13 protein-coding genes and 1 pseudogene are annotated in these 15787 nt (G+C 71.6%); 5 read left to right on the plus strand and 9 right to left on the minus strand.

The window, feature by feature from the left end:
- Window positions 1-641 precede the first annotated feature (641 nt).
- Entirely contained in the window at window positions 642-1037 is a 396-nt protein-coding gene (locus AC2TEW_RS32820; RefSeq protein WP_484626921.1) for a DUF3592 domain-containing protein, read from the plus strand.
- Window positions 1038-1057: 20 nt separating this feature from the next.
- Here the strand turns inward: AC2TEW_RS32820 and AC2TEW_RS32825 are convergent, their stop codons facing one another.
- The 3 genes and pseudogenes from AC2TEW_RS32825 to AC2TEW_RS32835 form a co-directional block, all read right to left on the minus strand.
- Window positions 1058-1570, minus strand: coding sequence for a hypothetical protein (locus AC2TEW_RS32825; RefSeq protein WP_484626955.1), 513 nt, complete (start codon window positions 1568-1570; stop codon window positions 1058-1060).
- 257 nt (window positions 1571-1827) lie between these two features.
- Window positions 1828-2691 (minus strand): SCO6745 family protein, encoded by an 864-nt coding sequence (locus tag AC2TEW_RS32830; protein WP_484626956.1) that lies wholly within the window; start codon window positions 2689-2691, stop codon window positions 1828-1830.
- Between the two features lie 168 nt (window positions 2692-2859).
- Window positions 2860-3036 (minus strand): annotated as a pseudogene (locus AC2TEW_RS32835) (GntR family transcriptional regulator); the annotation flags it as partial.
- Between the two features lie 1090 nt (window positions 3037-4126).
- On the opposite strand from AC2TEW_RS32835, the gene AC2TEW_RS32840 reads away from it, so the two are divergent.
- Window positions 4127-4837 carry a ribonuclease FAU-1 family protein gene (locus AC2TEW_RS32840; RefSeq protein WP_484626922.1) on the plus strand — a complete coding sequence of 237 codons (711 nt, stop codon included), beginning with the start codon at window positions 4127-4129 and terminating at the stop codon, window positions 4835-4837.
- Window positions 4838-4977: 140 nt separating this feature from the next.
- Here the strand turns inward: AC2TEW_RS32840 and AC2TEW_RS32845 are convergent, their stop codons facing one another.
- Window positions 4978-5943 carry an alpha/beta fold hydrolase gene (locus AC2TEW_RS32845; protein WP_484626923.1) on the minus strand — a complete coding sequence of 322 codons (966 nt, stop codon included), beginning with the start codon at window positions 5941-5943 and terminating at the stop codon, window positions 4978-4980.
- A 304-nt stretch (window positions 5944-6247) separates the two neighbouring features.
- On the opposite strand from AC2TEW_RS32845, the gene AC2TEW_RS32850 reads away from it, so the two are divergent.
- Window positions 6248-6886: a TetR/AcrR family transcriptional regulator gene (locus tag AC2TEW_RS32850; RefSeq protein WP_484626924.1), complete on the plus strand. Its 639-nt coding sequence runs from the start codon at window positions 6248-6250 to the stop codon at window positions 6884-6886.
- Window positions 6887-7168: 282 nt separating this feature from the next.
- On the opposite strand, the gene AC2TEW_RS32855 is transcribed toward AC2TEW_RS32850, so the two are convergent.
- A complete protein-coding gene (locus AC2TEW_RS32855; RefSeq protein WP_484626925.1) occupies window positions 7169-7666 on the minus strand; it encodes a hypothetical protein in 498 nt (165 codons plus the stop codon).
- A gap of 444 nt (window positions 7667-8110) precedes the next feature.
- Here AC2TEW_RS32855 and AC2TEW_RS32860 point away from each other — a divergent pair, with 444 nt between their 5' ends.
- Window positions 8111-8320, plus strand: coding sequence for a DUF6924 domain-containing protein (locus AC2TEW_RS32860; protein ID WP_484626957.1), 210 nt, complete (start codon window positions 8111-8113; stop codon window positions 8318-8320).
- A 285-nt stretch (window positions 8321-8605) separates the two neighbouring features.
- Entirely contained in the window at window positions 8606-9370 is a 765-nt protein-coding gene (locus AC2TEW_RS32865) for a maleylpyruvate isomerase family mycothiol-dependent enzyme (RefSeq protein ID WP_484626926.1), read from the plus strand.
- Between the two features lie 240 nt (window positions 9371-9610).
- Here the strand turns inward: AC2TEW_RS32865 and pstS are convergent, their stop codons facing one another.
- The 4 genes from pstS to AC2TEW_RS32885 all read right to left on the minus strand — a co-directional run bounded on the left by pstS (window position 9611) and on the right by AC2TEW_RS32885 (window position 15313).
- A complete protein-coding gene (gene pstS / locus AC2TEW_RS32870) occupies window positions 9611-10729 on the minus strand; it encodes a phosphate ABC transporter substrate-binding protein PstS (RefSeq protein ID WP_484626927.1) in 1119 nt (372 codons plus the stop codon).
- 779 nt (window positions 10730-11508) lie between these two features.
- Window positions 11509-11907: a hypothetical protein gene (locus AC2TEW_RS32875; RefSeq protein WP_484626928.1), complete on the minus strand. Its 399-nt coding sequence runs from the start codon at window positions 11905-11907 to the stop codon at window positions 11509-11511.
- 293 nt (window positions 11908-12200) lie between these two features.
- Window positions 12201-13523, minus strand: coding sequence for an aldehyde dehydrogenase family protein (locus tag AC2TEW_RS32880; protein WP_484626929.1), 1323 nt, complete (start codon window positions 13521-13523; stop codon window positions 12201-12203).
- A gap of 254 nt (window positions 13524-13777) precedes the next feature.
- Window positions 13778-15313, minus strand: a complete 1536-nt coding sequence (locus tag AC2TEW_RS32885) for an MFS transporter (RefSeq protein ID WP_484626930.1) — start codon at window positions 15311-15313, stop codon at window positions 13778-13780.
- Window positions 15314-15787 lie beyond the last annotated feature (474 nt).

Below are 15787 nucleotides of genomic sequence, written 5' to 3' on the forward strand. Positions count from 1 at the left end.
TGCGGCCGGGCGGACCCGCGACCCGTGGCCGGGGCGGGACCCGTACTGACGGGCCCGTCCCGGCCGCGGCCGTACGGCTGACCACCCGGCCGCAGGCCGACCGGCGGGCTCGGCAGGGCCGGCTACGGACGGCCGCGGCAGATGCTGGTGCCCGGTGCGGTTCAGCGGCTGGGTCGTCCCGTCCGGGGGGTGTGAGGCGGCCTGCGGACTGCAACCGTGACAGGCGGCGGTGTTCGCGCCCGGCCCGGTGCCGTACCCGGCCGGGTTCCAGCGCGGTGCCGTGGCCGACGTGGAGCGCGGCGGGTTCGCGGGTCTGCCGGGGATCAGGCCCGTGAGGGAGTCGGCGATCACGTCGCCGGCGACGTGGCCGCCCTGGGCGGTGCGGACGGAGACCGATCCGGCGGTGTGCCCGGGTGTCCCGGCGGGCTCCTCTTGCTGCGGGGGTGGGGCGGGGGCGGGTGGTGCTGATCGGGTGCCCGTGGGCGGCGACGCACTCGCGCAGGCTGCGCCTGCGACGGGCGACGGGCGACGGCCGGCGCGGCGCGGTGCGGCGCAGTTCGGTGAACCGTCGGGCTTCGGGTCGCGTCCTCCCGGTGGGTGGCCGTGTCGGGCGGGCGCCGTGTACGGGGAGGAGGTGACGGATGGCAGGGGAGACGATCGGTGTCGGGCTGGCCGTCATAGCGGGTCTGGTGAGTCTGGGGGCCGGTGTCCGGGAGGCGTGGCTGCAGATGCGGCTGTCGCGCTCCGGGGTGCACGCCGTGGGGGTGGTGGTGGACCAGGAGCACACGTCGGGGGACGACTATTCGACCCCCGTCATCGAGTTCACCGACCGGCAGGGCGGATCCGTCAGGTTCCGGCCTCCCACGACGGGGACGGGGCCTGCCCTCGGAGCCCGCGTACCGGTCGCCTACCTGCCCGAAAGGCCGAAGAGCGCCCGGGTGTTCACCCGGGCGTACCGCCTGCACCGCATCGTCGGCCTGTTCTTCGGTGCCGCGCTCTGTCTGGGTGTCGCGGCCGGGTGCCTGTTCGTGCGCTGAGCCTGCTGCCTCTCCGGCTCTCAGCGCTCGAGCCGGTGCCGGATGTGTTGCGGCCGGGCCGCACCGAGCTCGAGACGGTTCTCGTCGAGGCCGTTGACGATCCGTAGACGGCCCTCGGCGAAGGTGAACTCCACCTCCACCGTGCCGGTTGCCAGGTCGTGCTCTGCCGGACGCCACTCGAGCAGCGCGACCTCGAGCAGTTCCTGGCCGACCAGGGGTTCGAGGCGTTCATCGCCGTGTGACCACCGCGGGGTGAGCTCGAACCACTCCCACCCGGTGATGGCGGCCGTGGTGTCGATCGTGTTCCAGCCGATCGAGAGCCGGTCGAGCTGCGTGTGGCAGACCTCCACCTGGAGGCCGTCGAAGTCGAGCACCACCGGGCAGTCGGCGAACCAGTCTCCGTCCTCGACGAAGCGGACCAGGGCGTACCCCGTCAGCGGCCTGCCGACGAGCGTCGCCAGCCGTGATCCGTGAGCTTGCCGAACCGCCTCGATCCCGGTCAGGAACGACGGCGTGAAACCGGAGATCCCCATGTCCACGGGGGCCGAGTCTTCCAGCCCGCGGCTCGATCGACCAGCAGTTTCCGGGAGCGGCAGGCCTCTCGGTGCCACCGGGCGGCTCGGATCCCACAGCGCGATCCGGTTGCGTGGCGCCTTCGACGATGCCGGGGTTCAGCACAGGGTCATGCCTGCGGGCAGGGTCCCGTACGAGGCCGTCGGGTGCAGGCGTGGGAGCCGGTCAGGTCGTCGGCGCGTGCCGCGTCGATGGTCCCGGTCGTTGTCGTCCCCTGTCAGCCCTTGCCGAAGTGCTGCGCGGGGAAGGCGCCTGCTGCTCGGAGGGTGGTGGAGAGCCGGTCCGCGAGTTCGGTGAGGCGTGCGGTGGCGGCCGGGCCCAGGTGGTCGTACGGGGCGGCGTCGAGGCGGTCGGTCAGTGCCTCGGCCTCCGCGCGCAGGGCGGTGCCCGCCCCGGTGAGATCGCCTGCTGCGTCCAGCAGGCCGCGTTCACGCAGCCGGTCCCGGGTGGTGTCCCACTGCAGGGCGGACCACCCGCGGGTGCGCATGAACAGGGCCGAGGTGGGTGCCGTGCCGGTGGCGTTGTGCAGGACCAGCGCCTCGATGCCGGACAGGCCGGCGATCGTCAGGGCGGCGACGTGGCCGTCACCGCGGTGTTCGCGCAGCAGCGTTGCGGCGTGCCACAGCGCCAGATGCGGTTGCTCGGGGACGGGGAGGTCGGCGTTGGCGGCGTACAGCGGCCGGGCCTCGCGGCGGCAGGCCTCGGTGGCGTGCAGGGCCAGCTGGGCCGCCTCGGTGATGGCCGTGGACGTGACGGTCTCCTTGCCGAGCAGCCGTCGCAGTGTCCGGTCCACGCCGCGCAGCCGTGCGGTGAGCACCTCCCTCGGCGTGGTCACGGCCCACGCGGCGGGGATGTACCGCCGTATGTGCGCGTGGTCGAAGTTGTGGAACGTTGCTGTGACGGTGCCCGCGCCGACGGCCCCGAGCGGTGCCGCGCGGCCGGCGAGGTAGGCCATGGGGCCGTGATCCAGGCCGAGTGCCGTGAGTGCTTCCGTGTGTTCCGATGCGAAGTACACCGATGCGTGCAGGGGGCTGACGGCGTGGTGACAGCGGCGGCGTGCGCTCGCCTCGACGGAAGTCATGCCGTGGCTCCGATCTCTGTGGTCAGGTGCGGTGGTGCGGACGGGGGCGAGGCGCATCAGGCTTCGGCCGTGGATCCCGTGGATCCCGTGGGTTCCGTGGGTTCCTGGGTTCCGTGGGTTCGTGGTCTCCTGCCGGCGGTGGTCGGAGAAGGCCGGGACCGCGAAGCCGCGGGTGGGCAGCCGGTCGGCGAGGCCCGCGCCGACCACCCGGACGAGTGCCTCGCGTACGACGGCCAGGCTCACGCCCTGCTCCTTGGCCAGGTCATGGGGTCTGAGGGCGTCGCCGGGGGCGTGGTACCCGCGCATGATCGCGTCCCGTCGTGTGTGTGGACCTGCTCGGGCCATGGCGAAATGATAGACGATCAGATTGATAATCGATTATCAGGTTGGGTGGTCGGTCCCGGGATCCCCACCGGTACCGGGAAGATCCGCCACCCCGGCCACCTGACCAGCCGGCCTGCGGAGGACCGGACCGCCTCGCCCTGCGCGGTGCTGGGGCTCAGTGCCGCCACCCTGCGCGTGGTGATCTCACCGGTCGCGCGGTCGCGCGGTCGCGCGGTCGTGCGGCCGCGGGACGGCGGGTCGGCCGGGGCCCTGTTCCTGCGCATCCGGGTCCTGCGGGGGAGACCCGACACGATCGTGGCCGCGCTCGTGGCGCGCGAGCACATCCCGTTCGTCGACGTCACCACCTCGGGGGACGAGATCCTCGCGGCCGCCCGCACCGAGCCGGGCCCACGCGACCCGCTGGTCGTTCGTCAACTTCCGTCCACGCAGGCGGTGACGTGGCCGGAGAGCGCCACGATCCTGCACGTCTTCCGGCTCACCTCCGAGTGGCCCCACCGGGTGCCGACCGGGCCCGAACGCGCGGCGGCCGAGCGCGGCGGCCCTGGCCTCGCGGACCGGCCACCCGGAGAGCACGGTGCGCCGCCGCCTGGCCCAACTGGCCGCCCAGGGCAGGCTGGTCACCCAGGCCCCGGTCGAGCCGAGCCGCCTCGGGCTGCCGATCGAGGCCAAGCTGCTGCTGGCAGAGTTCCGCCCAGCGGAACCGGTGGGTCCTGCCAGCCGGGCGGCCGGACCGTGCTGCGTCCTCCCACTCGCGCCCGTGGCTTCGGGTCTCGGTGCCAGGGCGGGGCCCGGCGTGGAACGGGCAGAGCTTGCTCCGTTCGGGTGAGGTTCGGGTTCGTCGGCGGGTGGGGATGGGCAGAGCCAGCGGTATGACGACTCCCACCACCAGGCGCCGCCGTCGCCGCCGTCCGGCCTCGCTCGCCGTGCCTGCTCCCGTCGCCCCGGTCTGTGCCGCGAGGCCGTCGGCCGCGGTCCGGCGGCGCGGCGCAGGCAGGTGCTGCCGGACCTGGTCCAGCGAACACATCCGTCCGGGCGGCCAGGTCGTCCGCACGGTCTGGCACGAGCCCGTCTGCCCGACCGGGGCCCGGCCGTGACCGACCCCGCAGGGCGGACCCCGACCGCCCGGTTCCGGGCGGGCAGCACGGTGGTGCACCGCGACGTCCACCGCGGCCGGGTCTGGACCGCGATGCCGCAGCGGGTCATCGACGACACCGGCGAGAACCTCCAACTCGCCTACTGGCCCGGCATCACCTCCCTCGCCCCGACCACCTGGATCGACTCCCTCGCCACCGGCGACACCGCGCTCCGCGAGAGCGGCCTGGACCACCTCGCCGCCGGCACCTGGACCCTCGCCCCCTACCGCTGGACCGGCACCGCGCTGCGCAGCACCTTCCTGGCCGGGGAGCACTTCTCGGTGCACCGGTTCCAGGACGCCCGCACGGGGGAGCCGCTGCACTGGTACGTGAACTTCGAACTGCCCCACACCCGGCGCCCGGCCGGGATCGACACCTTCGACCTGTTCGTCGACCTCGTGGTGGAGCCCGACCTCTCCGCCTGGTCCTGGAAGGACGAGGACGAGTACGCGCACGGCCGACGGCTGGGCCTGGTCGGCGACGACCTCCACACCCTGGTCGAGCAGGCCCGCCAACGCGCGCTCGGCCTCCTCCAGGGCCGGGCCGGCCCGTTCGCCGACCCGTGGACCGCCTGGACTCCCGACCCCGCCTGGCCGCTACCGGTCCTGCCCGACGGCACGGACGGCACGGACGGCGTGGACGGCACGGAGGGCACGGCTGCGCACTGACCCCCGCGGTCGGGAGCGCGGCGTCGCCTGCTCCACCCGGTGGGCCGCTTCTGACGGTGCTCGGCGCGGATGGTGAGCCGGCGCAGGAGGGCGGTGGCACTGACGCGGCCGCGCCGGCGGAAGGTGGTCTCCCGTACTGCCTAGCTCCGCGCGGTCGTTGTGTGCACCGTCTCACGGTAGGGCGCCAGGAAGGTGGTCAGTGCCGACAGCATCGCCTCCGGGGCCTCCTCGGCAGGGTAGTGGCCGCAGTCGGGGAGGACGATGCTCTCCACGTGGTCGGCGGCAAGCTTCATCGTCGCGCCGACCGATGCGCCCAGGTTCTGGGCACCCCCGATCGCCAGGACAGGAAGGGTCAGCCGTCGTGTCGTGCGCTGCTGGTTCTGTTCGATGGTCGTGTCGAGAGCACGGTAGAACTCGAAGCTGGCCCGCCGGGCTTCCGGGTCGGCGGCGAGGGTGTCGACATAGTGCCGGACGGCGTAATCCGGCAGTGCCTTCGCGGATTTCGTGGCGAACTGGTGGCCGAAGAAGAGGTGCTCCCGTCCGCTGATCAGCTGCTCGTTGATGCCCGTCAGCCGGTTGAAGGCGAAGTGCCAGAGACGGTCGTTGGCCTCCTGGCTGCCGAAGAGAGGGGGCGTGGGGGAGAGCCCGGGGATCGCGGCTTCGGCGACGGCCAGGCGGTCGATCCGGTCGGGGTGATCCGCGGCGAGGGCGTAGCCGGTCCACATCCCGATGTCGTGGCCGACCATGGCGAAGCGCCGATGCCCGAGCGCGTCCATCAGTGCCACCATGTCGCGGGCGAGGGTGCGGGTGTCGTACCCGGCCAGGGGTTTGTCGGAGAGCCCGACGCCGCGCGGATCGACCGCGACGACCCGGAAGTCCTGGGCGAGCGCGGGCATCAGGAGGCGCCAGGCGTACCAGGTCTGGGGCCAGCCGGCGAGCAGCAGCAGCGGGGGGCCTTCGCCGCCGGTGACGGCGTGCAGGCGCAGCTCGCCAATGTCGACGTACCGACTGGTGAAGGTGTCGGCGAATCGGTCCGGGAGGTTCGGCGCCCGGGAGGCGGAACCGGGGCCTTCGGGCAGGGGCAGGTGGTCCGATGGCAGTGTCATGATCATCCTTTGCGGCAGGGCTGTCGGGACCGACAGCGGAATCGGCGGCGTCCCGTCCGGCACTACCCGGTGTGCACGCGGGCCATGGGCCAGAACCCGACGCGTTGCGGGGGTCCGTCGACGGGCGGGACGACGGGGGTGTGGACGTCTGATGCGGTGTCATCGATCCTCGTGCGGCCTTCCGGTGGGAAGCGCCGGCTCACCACGCTAAGCATCTTGGATCGATCAGTCAAAGATAGTTTGACCGATCGATCCAAGATGGGGGTAGGCTCGCACCGGAGATCGCGGAACGAGAGGTGCACCCATGTCCGGCCGGAAGCAGTTCGACGTCGGGGCGGCCCTCGACCAGGCGATGCGCGTGTTCTGGCAGCGCGGATACGCGGACGCCTCGCTCGACGCCCTCGGGTCCGCCACCGGTCTCGGCCGCGGCTCCCTCTACGGCACCTTCGGGACCAAGGACGCCCTGTTCCGCCAGTGCCTCGACCGCTACGCGTCGATCTACGGCACGCAGTACGAGCAGGCGCTGACGGCGCACCCCGGTGATCCGGTGCGCGCGGTCGAGGCGTTCCTCGACGTCACCCTGCGCCGCATCGCCGACCCGAGGGTCCCCACGGGGTGCCTCATCGCCCAGTCCGCCACGCTGTCGCCGACGCTGAACGAGGAGCACAGCCTCCAGGTCCGTGGCCTGCTCGACACGCAGCGCCAACGGGTACGCGCAGCGCTGGCGGATTCCTCCGCCGACACCCGGACGCTCGACGAACTCGCCGTCTTCGTGGTCGCCGTCAACCAGTCGCTGGCCGTCCTGAGCCGCGCCGGAACCCCGGACACCGAGCTGCGGTCCGTCACCCGGCTCGCCTGCACAACGCTGGCGGACACCCTCGCCCGGGCAGCATCGAAGGACGCCACCATCGAACTCCCCGGGCCCGGGCCATCCATGCCGTGATCCCGGTAACGACCTGCGACGTTCAGGATCCCGAGAACCGCCGTGCGATCCTCCGGGCAGGCGGTCCTGCAGTACGACCGCTGACCGCAACTGGACAGCCCTGATCGACAGCAGCATCGTCGCCGAAGCCGCCGAAGCCGCCGAAGCCGCCGAAGCCGCCGAAGCCGCCGAAGCCGCCGAAGCCGCCGAAGCCGCCGGAGACGAACCGGGTGCCGGCGGTCCGGGGTGGCCTGGGCCGGGAGGCGCAGTGCGGGCTCGCGTCGGTTCGGAGGGCTGCGGCTTCTACGCGTTGTCGAGGAGGAAGTCGTAGTAGTCGGTCGGGCCGGCAAGGACCGCCTGGAAGTACAGGGGTTCGCCGTCGGCGTCGAGGGGCACCTCGTGGCCGGCGGTGCGGGTGAAGCCGAGGGAGAGCCTGGGGACGGTCCGGAAGCTCGGCTCGTCGTGGCGAACGGTCAGGCCCGCCTCCTCCAGCTGTCGCACCAGTTGGAGGGCAGGGGTACGGAACACGTCGGTGCCGCGGAACCGGACCGTGATCTCCTCCGGGCCGGGCCGGGGGATCCACACCTCGGCGGCGCGCAGCGTCCGGGCCTTCTCCAGGTGGAAGACGATCTCGAACTGCGGGTGCAGGGCGGTGATCCGCATCGGGCGGAAGGGACTGGTGGAGCCCTCGTTGGACACCTTGACCCGGCCGAGACGGGCGGCGGCGGTCCTGACGTCCTCGGCGGGCATGCCGATGGGGAAGCCGGTGATTCCGTTCGGCGGGTCGAGTTCGATGTCCATGGAGATCACTCTAGGAGGGTCGGCGCTGGGCGGTGTGGACCCGACCGGTCGCTGCCCCGACAAGCGCGTTCTGGCGGCAGGTACTGCGCTGCGAGCCGTGTTCGCCCTCTCCTACGCCTGTGTGAGGGCCTGCGCCGGAATCTCGATGGCCCGGCGGTCAGGTCTCGTCATCGACGCCTCGGACCGGGCGGAGAACCAGTTCTCAGGACGCCGACGCAGGTTTCGAGGCCTCGGCTGCTGCTCCTGCCACCACGGCAAGGCTTGTTCGTCGGCGCGGCGGTGGAGTGGAAGACCTCTCGCGCGACCCTCCCGGTGCTGGTCCCCGTGGCCGCGATGTGTTCCCGGCTGGACGGATCGCGCAGGACGATCTCGTAGCCGCGAGCGTGTTCTCCTCGCTGTCCAGCCCGCTGAGCAGAGTGTGTATCCCGGCTTCGGGACGCCCTTCTGGCTCTCGACCTCTTGTGCGGGGACGAGGACCTTGACCCGATGTACTACCAGGAGCTCATCGACTCTTCGCCGGCACGCGAGTTCCGCAGCACTCCGGCCGCCGTCCATGATGTGCACGCGAATCTGTCGATCGGGAACATGGACTTCGACGAGTTTGCCGAGGAGGCGCTCGCCGACCCCGAAGGCATCCTTCGCCCCGCGAGATGACGCCGTCGGCGACCGACCGGAAGCAGGGCCGGCGGGTGACCCCGAGGCCGATTCAGTTGCGGCGGATGCGGAGGTGGGTCTTCGCGCGCGGCGCACCGGCAATACGGTGGTGGTGGTAGGAGAAGGTGGGCTGCTTGGATCGGGAATGGAGAACTCGATCTGGGACGCACTACTGCCGGAGGTCCGGTGATGTGCGAGCGCGAGGCAGAACTGCGGTGCTGAACCGGGTATCGGGGGCCTCAAAATCGAGTGCGAGAGTTCCGGTCCGGGTGATACAAGGTCTGCGTGACTGAACATCTCGACTTCCCCACCCTGCTGCGCATGCTCGACGAGCGGTCCGCCGCGTTTCGCGCCGCCGTCGCCGCAGCCCCCAGCCTGGACGCCGACGTCCCCTCCTGCCCGGGCTGGACGCTGTACGACCTGGCGAACCACCTCAGCGAGGGGGACCGCTTCTGGGCCCACATCGTGCGGAACACCGCGCCGGGCGACGAGCGGCCGAGCAAGGACGGGCTGGCGGCGCCCAGGGAGCGCGAGGCCCTCATCACCTGGCTGGCCGACTCGACGGAGCAGCTGCTCACCGCTCTGCGCGAGACCGGCCCGGACCGGGGCTGCTGGGCCTGGTGGGAGCCGCTGGCCTCGCCGCACACGGTGGCCGCCGCGGCCCGCCGCCGCGTCCCGGAGACGCTGATCCACACCTACGACGCCCAGCTGGCCTCCGGCACCCCGCAGGAGCTGCCGACGACGGAGGCGGTCGAAGCCATCGACGAGTTCCTCGCCACCGTCTGCACCGTGACGGTCCCGTGGACGGGCGAGCCCGCCACCATGGACTACCACGCAGCCGAGGCCGGCACCTGGCGCCAGACGGTGGACGCCGCCGGTTCCCGCTTCACCCGCCTCACCGCGGCGGAGGCCGCCGACAGCAAGCCCACCGCCGCTATCCACGGCACGGCGAGCGAGGTGGCCCTGCTCATGTACATGCGCATCCCGGCCGGTTCGGTGCGGGTGGAGGGCGATGCCGACCTGCTCCAGCAGCTGCAGAACTGGGGCTGAGAGGACATCATCTCGCCCGGAGCGTCTGCGGGTGCAGACGCTGCTGCTGCGATGCCTGCTGCGATGCCGGCGAGGCCGCGGAGTGGTCGGCCCTGCGTTCGTAGCGGCGGTGGAGCCGGCGGGAAGCCGCCGAGCCGGGCGACAGTGCGCTCGCCCAGCCGGCAGCTCCTCCGCTGCCGGTCCCTCGCCCCTGGTCCATGGTCCCCGGTCCGACGGGCCTTCGGCCGGGCGCCGGCCGGATCAGGAGAGTGTCGGGATGACCGCCTGGACCTTGGAGGCGACTTCCTGCGGCAGCGCGACGTAGCCGACGGAACCGATGGACTGCTGGGCGGGGGCGCTGCTGGTGTAGGTCAGGAAGGCCTTCAGGGCGTCCAGCGACGCGGACTTGTTGCCCTTGTCGCAGACGACCTCGTAGGTGACCAGGACGATCGGGTAGGCGTTCGGCGCCGTGGTCGCGTAGTCGAGGTCGAGGGTCAGGTCGCCGTCGGTGCCGACGACCTTGGAAGAGGCGAAGGTGGTGGCGGCGTTCGCCGCGGTGGCCTCCACGGGGGAGGGGGCGCCGGTGGAGATCTGCGCGCTCTTGAGGTTGTTGGTCTGGGCGAAGGAGAGCTCGACATAGCCGATCGAGTTCTTGACCTGCTTCACCTGGGCCGAGACGCCCGCGCTGCCGTTGGCCGACTGGCCGCCCTGGCCCGCCCAGGCCTTGCTCGACGGGTAGGGCCACGCGCCGTTCGACGTCGCGGCGAGGTAGGCGGTGAGGTTGGCGGTCGTGCCGGAGTCGTCCGAGCGGTGGATGCTCTGGATATCGGCGTCGGGCAGGTTCACGCCGGGGTTGAGGGCGGCGATCGCCGGGTCGTTCCAGTTGGTGATCTGCGAGTTGAAGATCTTGGCGATGGTCGGGGAGTCCAGGGTCAGCTTGTCGACGCCGTCCACGTTGTACACGATCGAGATCAGTCCGGCGACCATCGGCAGGTCGATGGCCCGGCCGCCGGTGCAGACCTGCTTGGAGGCGTCGACGTCGGCCGGTTTCAGGGCCGCGTCGGTACCGGCGAAGGCGACCTTGCCCTCGTTGAACTGCTGGACGCCGGCGCCGGAGCCGACCGCGCCGTATGTGACGGTGACGGACGGACAGGCCGCGCCGAAGGCGGCCTTCCACACGTCGATCGCATTGCCTTGTGCGGTGGAGCCGGCCCCGAGCAGCTGGCCGGACCCGGCGCAGGCGATCGAGGTACCACTCGCCGGCCCGGAGGGGGCCGCGCTCGGCGAGCTCTCCGACCCGCAGGCGGAGGCGGATGCCAGAACGGCGAGCGCGGCGGCGGAGGTCATGAAACGGAAGCGGAAGGTAGCCCGTCGGGGCATGGCGGTCTCCAGGACGACGTCAGCGGCGGACGCAGCCATCATCGACGCGCGCCCGCACACTCCGTCCCCGACATGCCGTCACCTCCCTGCTCTCACCCGCCCGGGGGATCGGTGACACGAGAGACGCACCGGCCCTTGCGCGCGCCGGCCGCTGGTCCGGACGCGGATCGGGATCGACACCGTGGACCTGCTCGGGTCGACCAGGTGGTCGAGCCCGACTCGTCCTCGGTCGCGTGGACAGACGAGGACGGGCAGGCGCACGTCCGCCGCCGCCTCGGCTTCACCGCCGCCGACGACCACCGGGCGGTCGAGCACACCTGCGGGCGCGCCCTCGGCCTCCTCCAGGAACCGCAGCCACGTTTCCACTGCTGGACCGGCGACGACCGCGTCGACCGCACGAAGCCCTGCCCGGCATGCTCGGTCTGCTGTACGGCGCCTCAAACGCAGAGGTTCGCAGGCTCCAGATCACCGACATCGACCCGCTCGCGCAGACCGTCCGACTCGGCGAACGTCCGCACCCCGTCCCGCTGGATCCTGCTTCCTGGGCTGTGCTCCAGCGATGCCTTGCCCACCGAGCGGCATGGACGATGGCCAACAACCCCCACGTCAGGCCCTGGTCGTCCTTCAGCAGGTCGACGTCCGGCGCTTGCGGTGCGGACGACACCCCTGTGGTCCGACGCCGGGCCGCCGCCCTGACGGCGCTCGGTGGCGTACCGGGTGGGGTGGGTTTGGTGTTCGGGGTGTGTGTCGGTGTAGGCCGGGGGGCGTGGCGGCTTGTGTCAGGGCGTGTGGGAGGGGGTGTGGGTGGTTTTTGTCAGGGTGCTGATCACGGTGGAGAGGACGAGGGTCACCGCCAGGCTTGCGGCCGCGACCATGGCGACGCCGATCAGGTAGAGGCCGGTGGAGTCGTCGGACCAGTCGTAGGAGGCGGCGGCGGTCAGGCCTGTCGTGGTGCCGAGGACGGCGTCGGTGCCGTGGTTGCGGTAGGCCGCCCAGGCCACGGGTGGCAGGAGGGTCAGTACCAGGGCGATGACCTGCCAGGGTTGGTAGGGGCCGGTCTGTGATCCGTCGGGGTGGACGTCGTAGTGCTGGTCCCAGCCCAGCCAGGCGGCCCATGCCGCGGCCGCGGCGAGGAACAGCAGGAGGGACAGTACGGGGTTCGGTGGTGTGGGGCGCATGGTCCAAGCGTGGTGGTGTGCCCGGGCCCGGGACCAGAGTGCGCGTACTCATGACGTACGGCGGTTTCCTGTGATCGGTGCCGTCCTGCTTGTGCGGCAGGTGGTGGCGTTGTTGCTGCCGGTCGTCGTGTCGGCGCTGTCCTCGTGCGGGCCGGATGCCGGACGGCGGGCAGGGTGTTCGTTGTCGGTGGGGTGCGCCTGCGTTTCGGGGTGTGTGGTGGTCCAGTAGCCGTGTTCGGGTGGGCGGTTCCTCGTTTTCGGGGTGTTGTCGGGTGTGGGTGGTGGGTGGCTGTTCAGGTGAGCGGCTTGGCGAGTACGGCCTTGCGGTGGCTGAAGGTCTCGATGGAGTACCGGCCGTGGTAGCTGCCCATGCCGCTGGCGCCGACGCCGCCGAAGGGCAGGTCCAGGACCATGACGTGGGCGACGGGCAGGCCGTGGGCGAGGGCGCCGGAGGAGGTCTCGGCGGCGATGCGGTGCCGCGTCGTGTCGGAGTCGGTGAACACGTACAGGGCGAGGGGCTTGTCGCGGTCGTTGACGAAGTCGATCGCCTCGTCGAGGCCGGCCACGGTGACGACCGGCAGGATGGGGCCGAAGATCTCCTCCTGCATGACGGGGGAGGCGGGGTCGACGTCGGCCAGGACGGTGGGGGCGATGTACCTGTTCGTGCGATCGCCGTCCCCGCCGACGACGGTGCGGCCGGAGTCGAGCAGGCGGGTGAGGCGGTCGAAGTGGTGTTCGTTGACGATTCGTCCGTAGCTCCCGGAGGTTGCGGGGTCGGTTCCGTAGAGGTCTTCGACGGCGCGGGTGAGGGCGCCTTCGAGGGCGGTGGCGGTCTGCGGGTCGGTCAGCACGTAGTCCGGGGCGATGCAGGTCTGTCCGGCGTTGAGGAACTTGCCGCGGGCCAGCCGCTGTGCGACCACGCCGAGGTCGGTGCCGCGGTCGACGAAGGCCGGGGACTTGCCGCCCAGTTCCAGGGTGACGGGGGTGAGGTGTTCGGCGGCGGCCCGCATGACGATCCGTCCGACCGTGCCGTTGCCGGTGTAGAAGATGTGGTCGAAGTGTTCGGCCAGCAGCGCCGTCGTCTCGGGGATCGCGCCTTCGACGACGGCCACGGCGGTGGTGTCGAGGTAGGCGGGCAGCAGCCTGGCCAGGGCCGCGGACGTGGCCGGGGCCAGCTCGCTCGGCTTGGCGACGACCGCGTTCCCGGAAGCCAGCGCGCCGACCATCGGGGCGAGCAGCAGCCCGGCGGGGTAGTTCCACGGGGCGATGATCAGTACGACGCCCAGCGGGTCGTACTGGGTCCACGCCGACGCGTCCGGTCCCAGCTGCGGCGGGACCTCCACCGCCTCGCGGGCCAGCCACGTCCGGAGGTGCTCGAGGGTGTGGTCGATCTCGCGGATCGTGAAGTCGATCTCGGTGCGGTACGCGTCGGCGGAGGGCTTGCCGAGGTCGCTGTGCAGGGCGGCGGCCAGGTCTTCGCCGCCTTCGGTGAGCATCTCGCGCAGGGCGCGCAGCTGTGCGGTGCGCCATGGGAGGGGCTTGGTGCGGCCGGTGCGGAAGGTGGCGCGCAGCCGCGCGACGATGTCGGCCGGCGACTCGGAGCCGATGTGGTTCATGGGGACCTCGCTGGGGGTGCGGCGCGGCCGGGGTCGGCCGCGCAAGGGGGATGAAGGGGAGTGGGTTGCTCGTGCAGCCCTTCGATCGGCCGCCCTGGCCGGGCGTCGTTCGATGTGACGAAGACTTGACGGGGTGCTGTCCGCTTCCGGGCCGGCGGTGGCGGGCGGTCCGCCGGGTGGTGGACCGTGCCGACAAGGTGACGGGGTGACGGGGTGACGTGCCGTCGGGGTGGCCGGGTGGCCGGGTGACGGCGTTACACGGTCTCGTCGTCGGCGGGCCGGGCCGGTGCGACGGACGTCTGCAGGGGGGCTTCCTCGATGAGGAGGCAGAGCAGGAGGGCGAGGAGTGCGCAGGGGGCGGCGTAGAGGAAGACGTCTGCAATGCCGTGGCCGTAGGCGCCCTGGAGCCAGGTGCGGACGGGGGCGGTGAGCTGGTTCATGGCGGGCAGTGCGCCGCTGCCCGTGGCGTGGGCGGCTTCGGTCTGTGCTTCGCGGGTGAGGCCGGTGATGGTGGCGGTGGCGTGGTGGGCGATGCGGGAGGACATCAGGGAGCCGAGGACTGCGACGCCCACCGCGCCGCCGAGTGAGCGGAAGAAGGTGATCACGGAGGAGGCGGCTCCGAGGTCGGCCGTGTCGACCTGGTTCTGGGTGGACAGGACGAGGTTCTGCATCATCATGCCCACGCCGGCCCCGAGCAGGGTCATGGGGAGGGCGAGCTGCCAGTAGGGGGTGTCGTGGCGCATCAGGCCGAGCAGGCCCAGGCCTGCGGTGAGCAGGACGCCGCCGGCCACCAGCCAGCCCTTCCAGCGGCCGGTCGAGGTGATGAACCGGCCGGAGAGCGTGGAGGAGACGAACATGCCGGCGATCATCGGGGTGGTCATGATGCCGGACATGGTCGGTGACTCGTCGCGGGCGAGCTGGAAGTACTGGGAGAAGAAGACCGATCCGCAGAACATGCCGACGCCGACGAGCAGCGAGGCGAGCGAGGCGAGGGTGATGGTGCGGTTGCGGAACAGGCGCAACGGCATGATCGGGTTCGCGGCGCGGGTCTCGGTGACGATGAACAGCAGTGTGAGCAGGGCGGTGGTGCCGACCATGGTGAAGGTCTGCCAGGACAGCCACCGGTATGCGTCGCCGGCGAAGGTCACCCAGATCAGCAGCAGCGAGGCGGCCGCGGTGACGAGGAACGCGCCGGTCCAGTCGACCTTGACCTTCTGCCGGGTGACGGGCAGGTGCAGGGTCCTGTGCAGGACGGCTATGGCGATCAGTGCGAAGGGGATGCCGACGAACAGGCAGTAGCGCCAGCCGTGTTGGTCGGCGTCGGTGATGACGCCCCCGAGCAGCGGGCCGCCGGCGGTGGCGATGGCGATGGTCGCGCCGGTGTAGCCGGAGTAGCGGCCCCGCTCGCGCGGGGAGATCATCGCTGCCATGACCACCTGGACCAGGGCGGTCAGACCGCCCGCGCCCAGGCCCTGCACCACCCGGGCGCCGATCAGCATCGCCGGGCTCTGCGCCAGACCCGCGATGACCGAGCCGGCGATGTAGATGACCAGGGACGTCTGGACCAGTGCCTTCTTGCTGACCAGGTCGGCGAGCTTGCCCCACAGCGGGACGGAGGCGGTCAGGGATAGCAGGGCCGCCGTGACGACCCAGGTGTAGGCCCACTGGCCGCCGCCGAGGTCCTTGATGATCGTCGGCAGGGCGTTGGTCACGATGGTCGAGGACAGGAGTGCGGCGAACAGGCCCACCATCAGGCCCGAGAGCGCCTTCATGATCTGGCGGTGCGTCATGGACGCACTCCTGTCGCCGCCCCCGTGTCCGGGCGCGCCCTTGGGCTCCGCGTGGATGTGCACACCGGCCGGTGCGATCGTTGCCATGGTCTTCCTTCTCCGACGTCCCGGATCGACCCGAAGCGCGGATCCGCGCTTCTTCGTGCCGGGCGCGTTCGCCCGGCCCCCGACCGACCGCCCCTTTTGCGGTGCGTCGTTCGGACGTGACCGAGACTCCAACGGAAGACTGTCCACCTTCCAGGCCAAATACGGGCGATCGGCTTCCACCCGTGTCCACTCGTGCCCACCCGTCGGCGGGTGTCGGTGGCCGGTTCGGATTCCCCGTGCGCGGCCGGTTGGTTGGGAGCATCCGGCCGCGGATGTCACGGCACGTGGGTCGCCGACGGGTCGGCAGGTCGATGTGGTGCTCGCGGAGGCGCGTTCGCCGATTCCCCCGGTTGGCCGTGGGTCTGCGCACTGCCCGGGCCGCTCGGT

This window comes from Kitasatospora sp. NEAU-CNBT7 (genome assembly GCF_057220535.1).

Coding starts and splice junctions, on each gene's coding strand:
- AC2TEW_RS32825 (WP_484626955.1), bottom strand. CDS start 1,570: ATGGGGATCTCCGGTTTCACGCCGTCGTTCCTGACCGGGATCGAGGCG.
- AC2TEW_RS32880 (WP_484626929.1), bottom strand. CDS start 13,523: ATGAACCACATCGGCTCCGAGTCGCCGGCCGACATCGTCGCGCGGCTG.
- AC2TEW_RS32820 (WP_484626921.1), top strand. CDS start 642: ATGGCAGGGGAGACGATCGGTGTCGGGCTGGCCGTCATAGCGGGTCTG.
- AC2TEW_RS32830 (WP_484626956.1), bottom strand. CDS start 2,691: ATGACTTCCGTCGAGGCGAGCGCACGCCGCCGCTGTCACCACGCCGTC.
- AC2TEW_RS32855 (WP_484626925.1), bottom strand. CDS start 7,666: ATGGACATCGAACTCGACCCGCCGAACGGAATCACCGGCTTCCCCATC.
- pstS (WP_484626927.1), bottom strand. CDS start 10,729: ATGCCCCGACGGGCTACCTTCCGCTTCCGTTTCATGACCTCCGCCGCC.
- AC2TEW_RS32845 (WP_484626923.1), bottom strand. CDS start 5,943: ATGACACTGCCATCGGACCACCTGCCCCTGCCCGAAGGCCCCGGTTCC.
- AC2TEW_RS32850 (WP_484626924.1), top strand. CDS start 6,248: ATGTCCGGCCGGAAGCAGTTCGACGTCGGGGCGGCCCTCGACCAGGCG.
- AC2TEW_RS32885 (WP_484626930.1), bottom strand. CDS start 15,313: ATGACGCACCGCCAGATCATGAAGGCGCTCTCGGGCCTGATGGTGGGC.
- AC2TEW_RS32875 (WP_484626928.1), bottom strand. CDS start 11,907: ATGCGCCCCACACCACCGAACCCCGTACTGTCCCTCCTGCTGTTCCTC.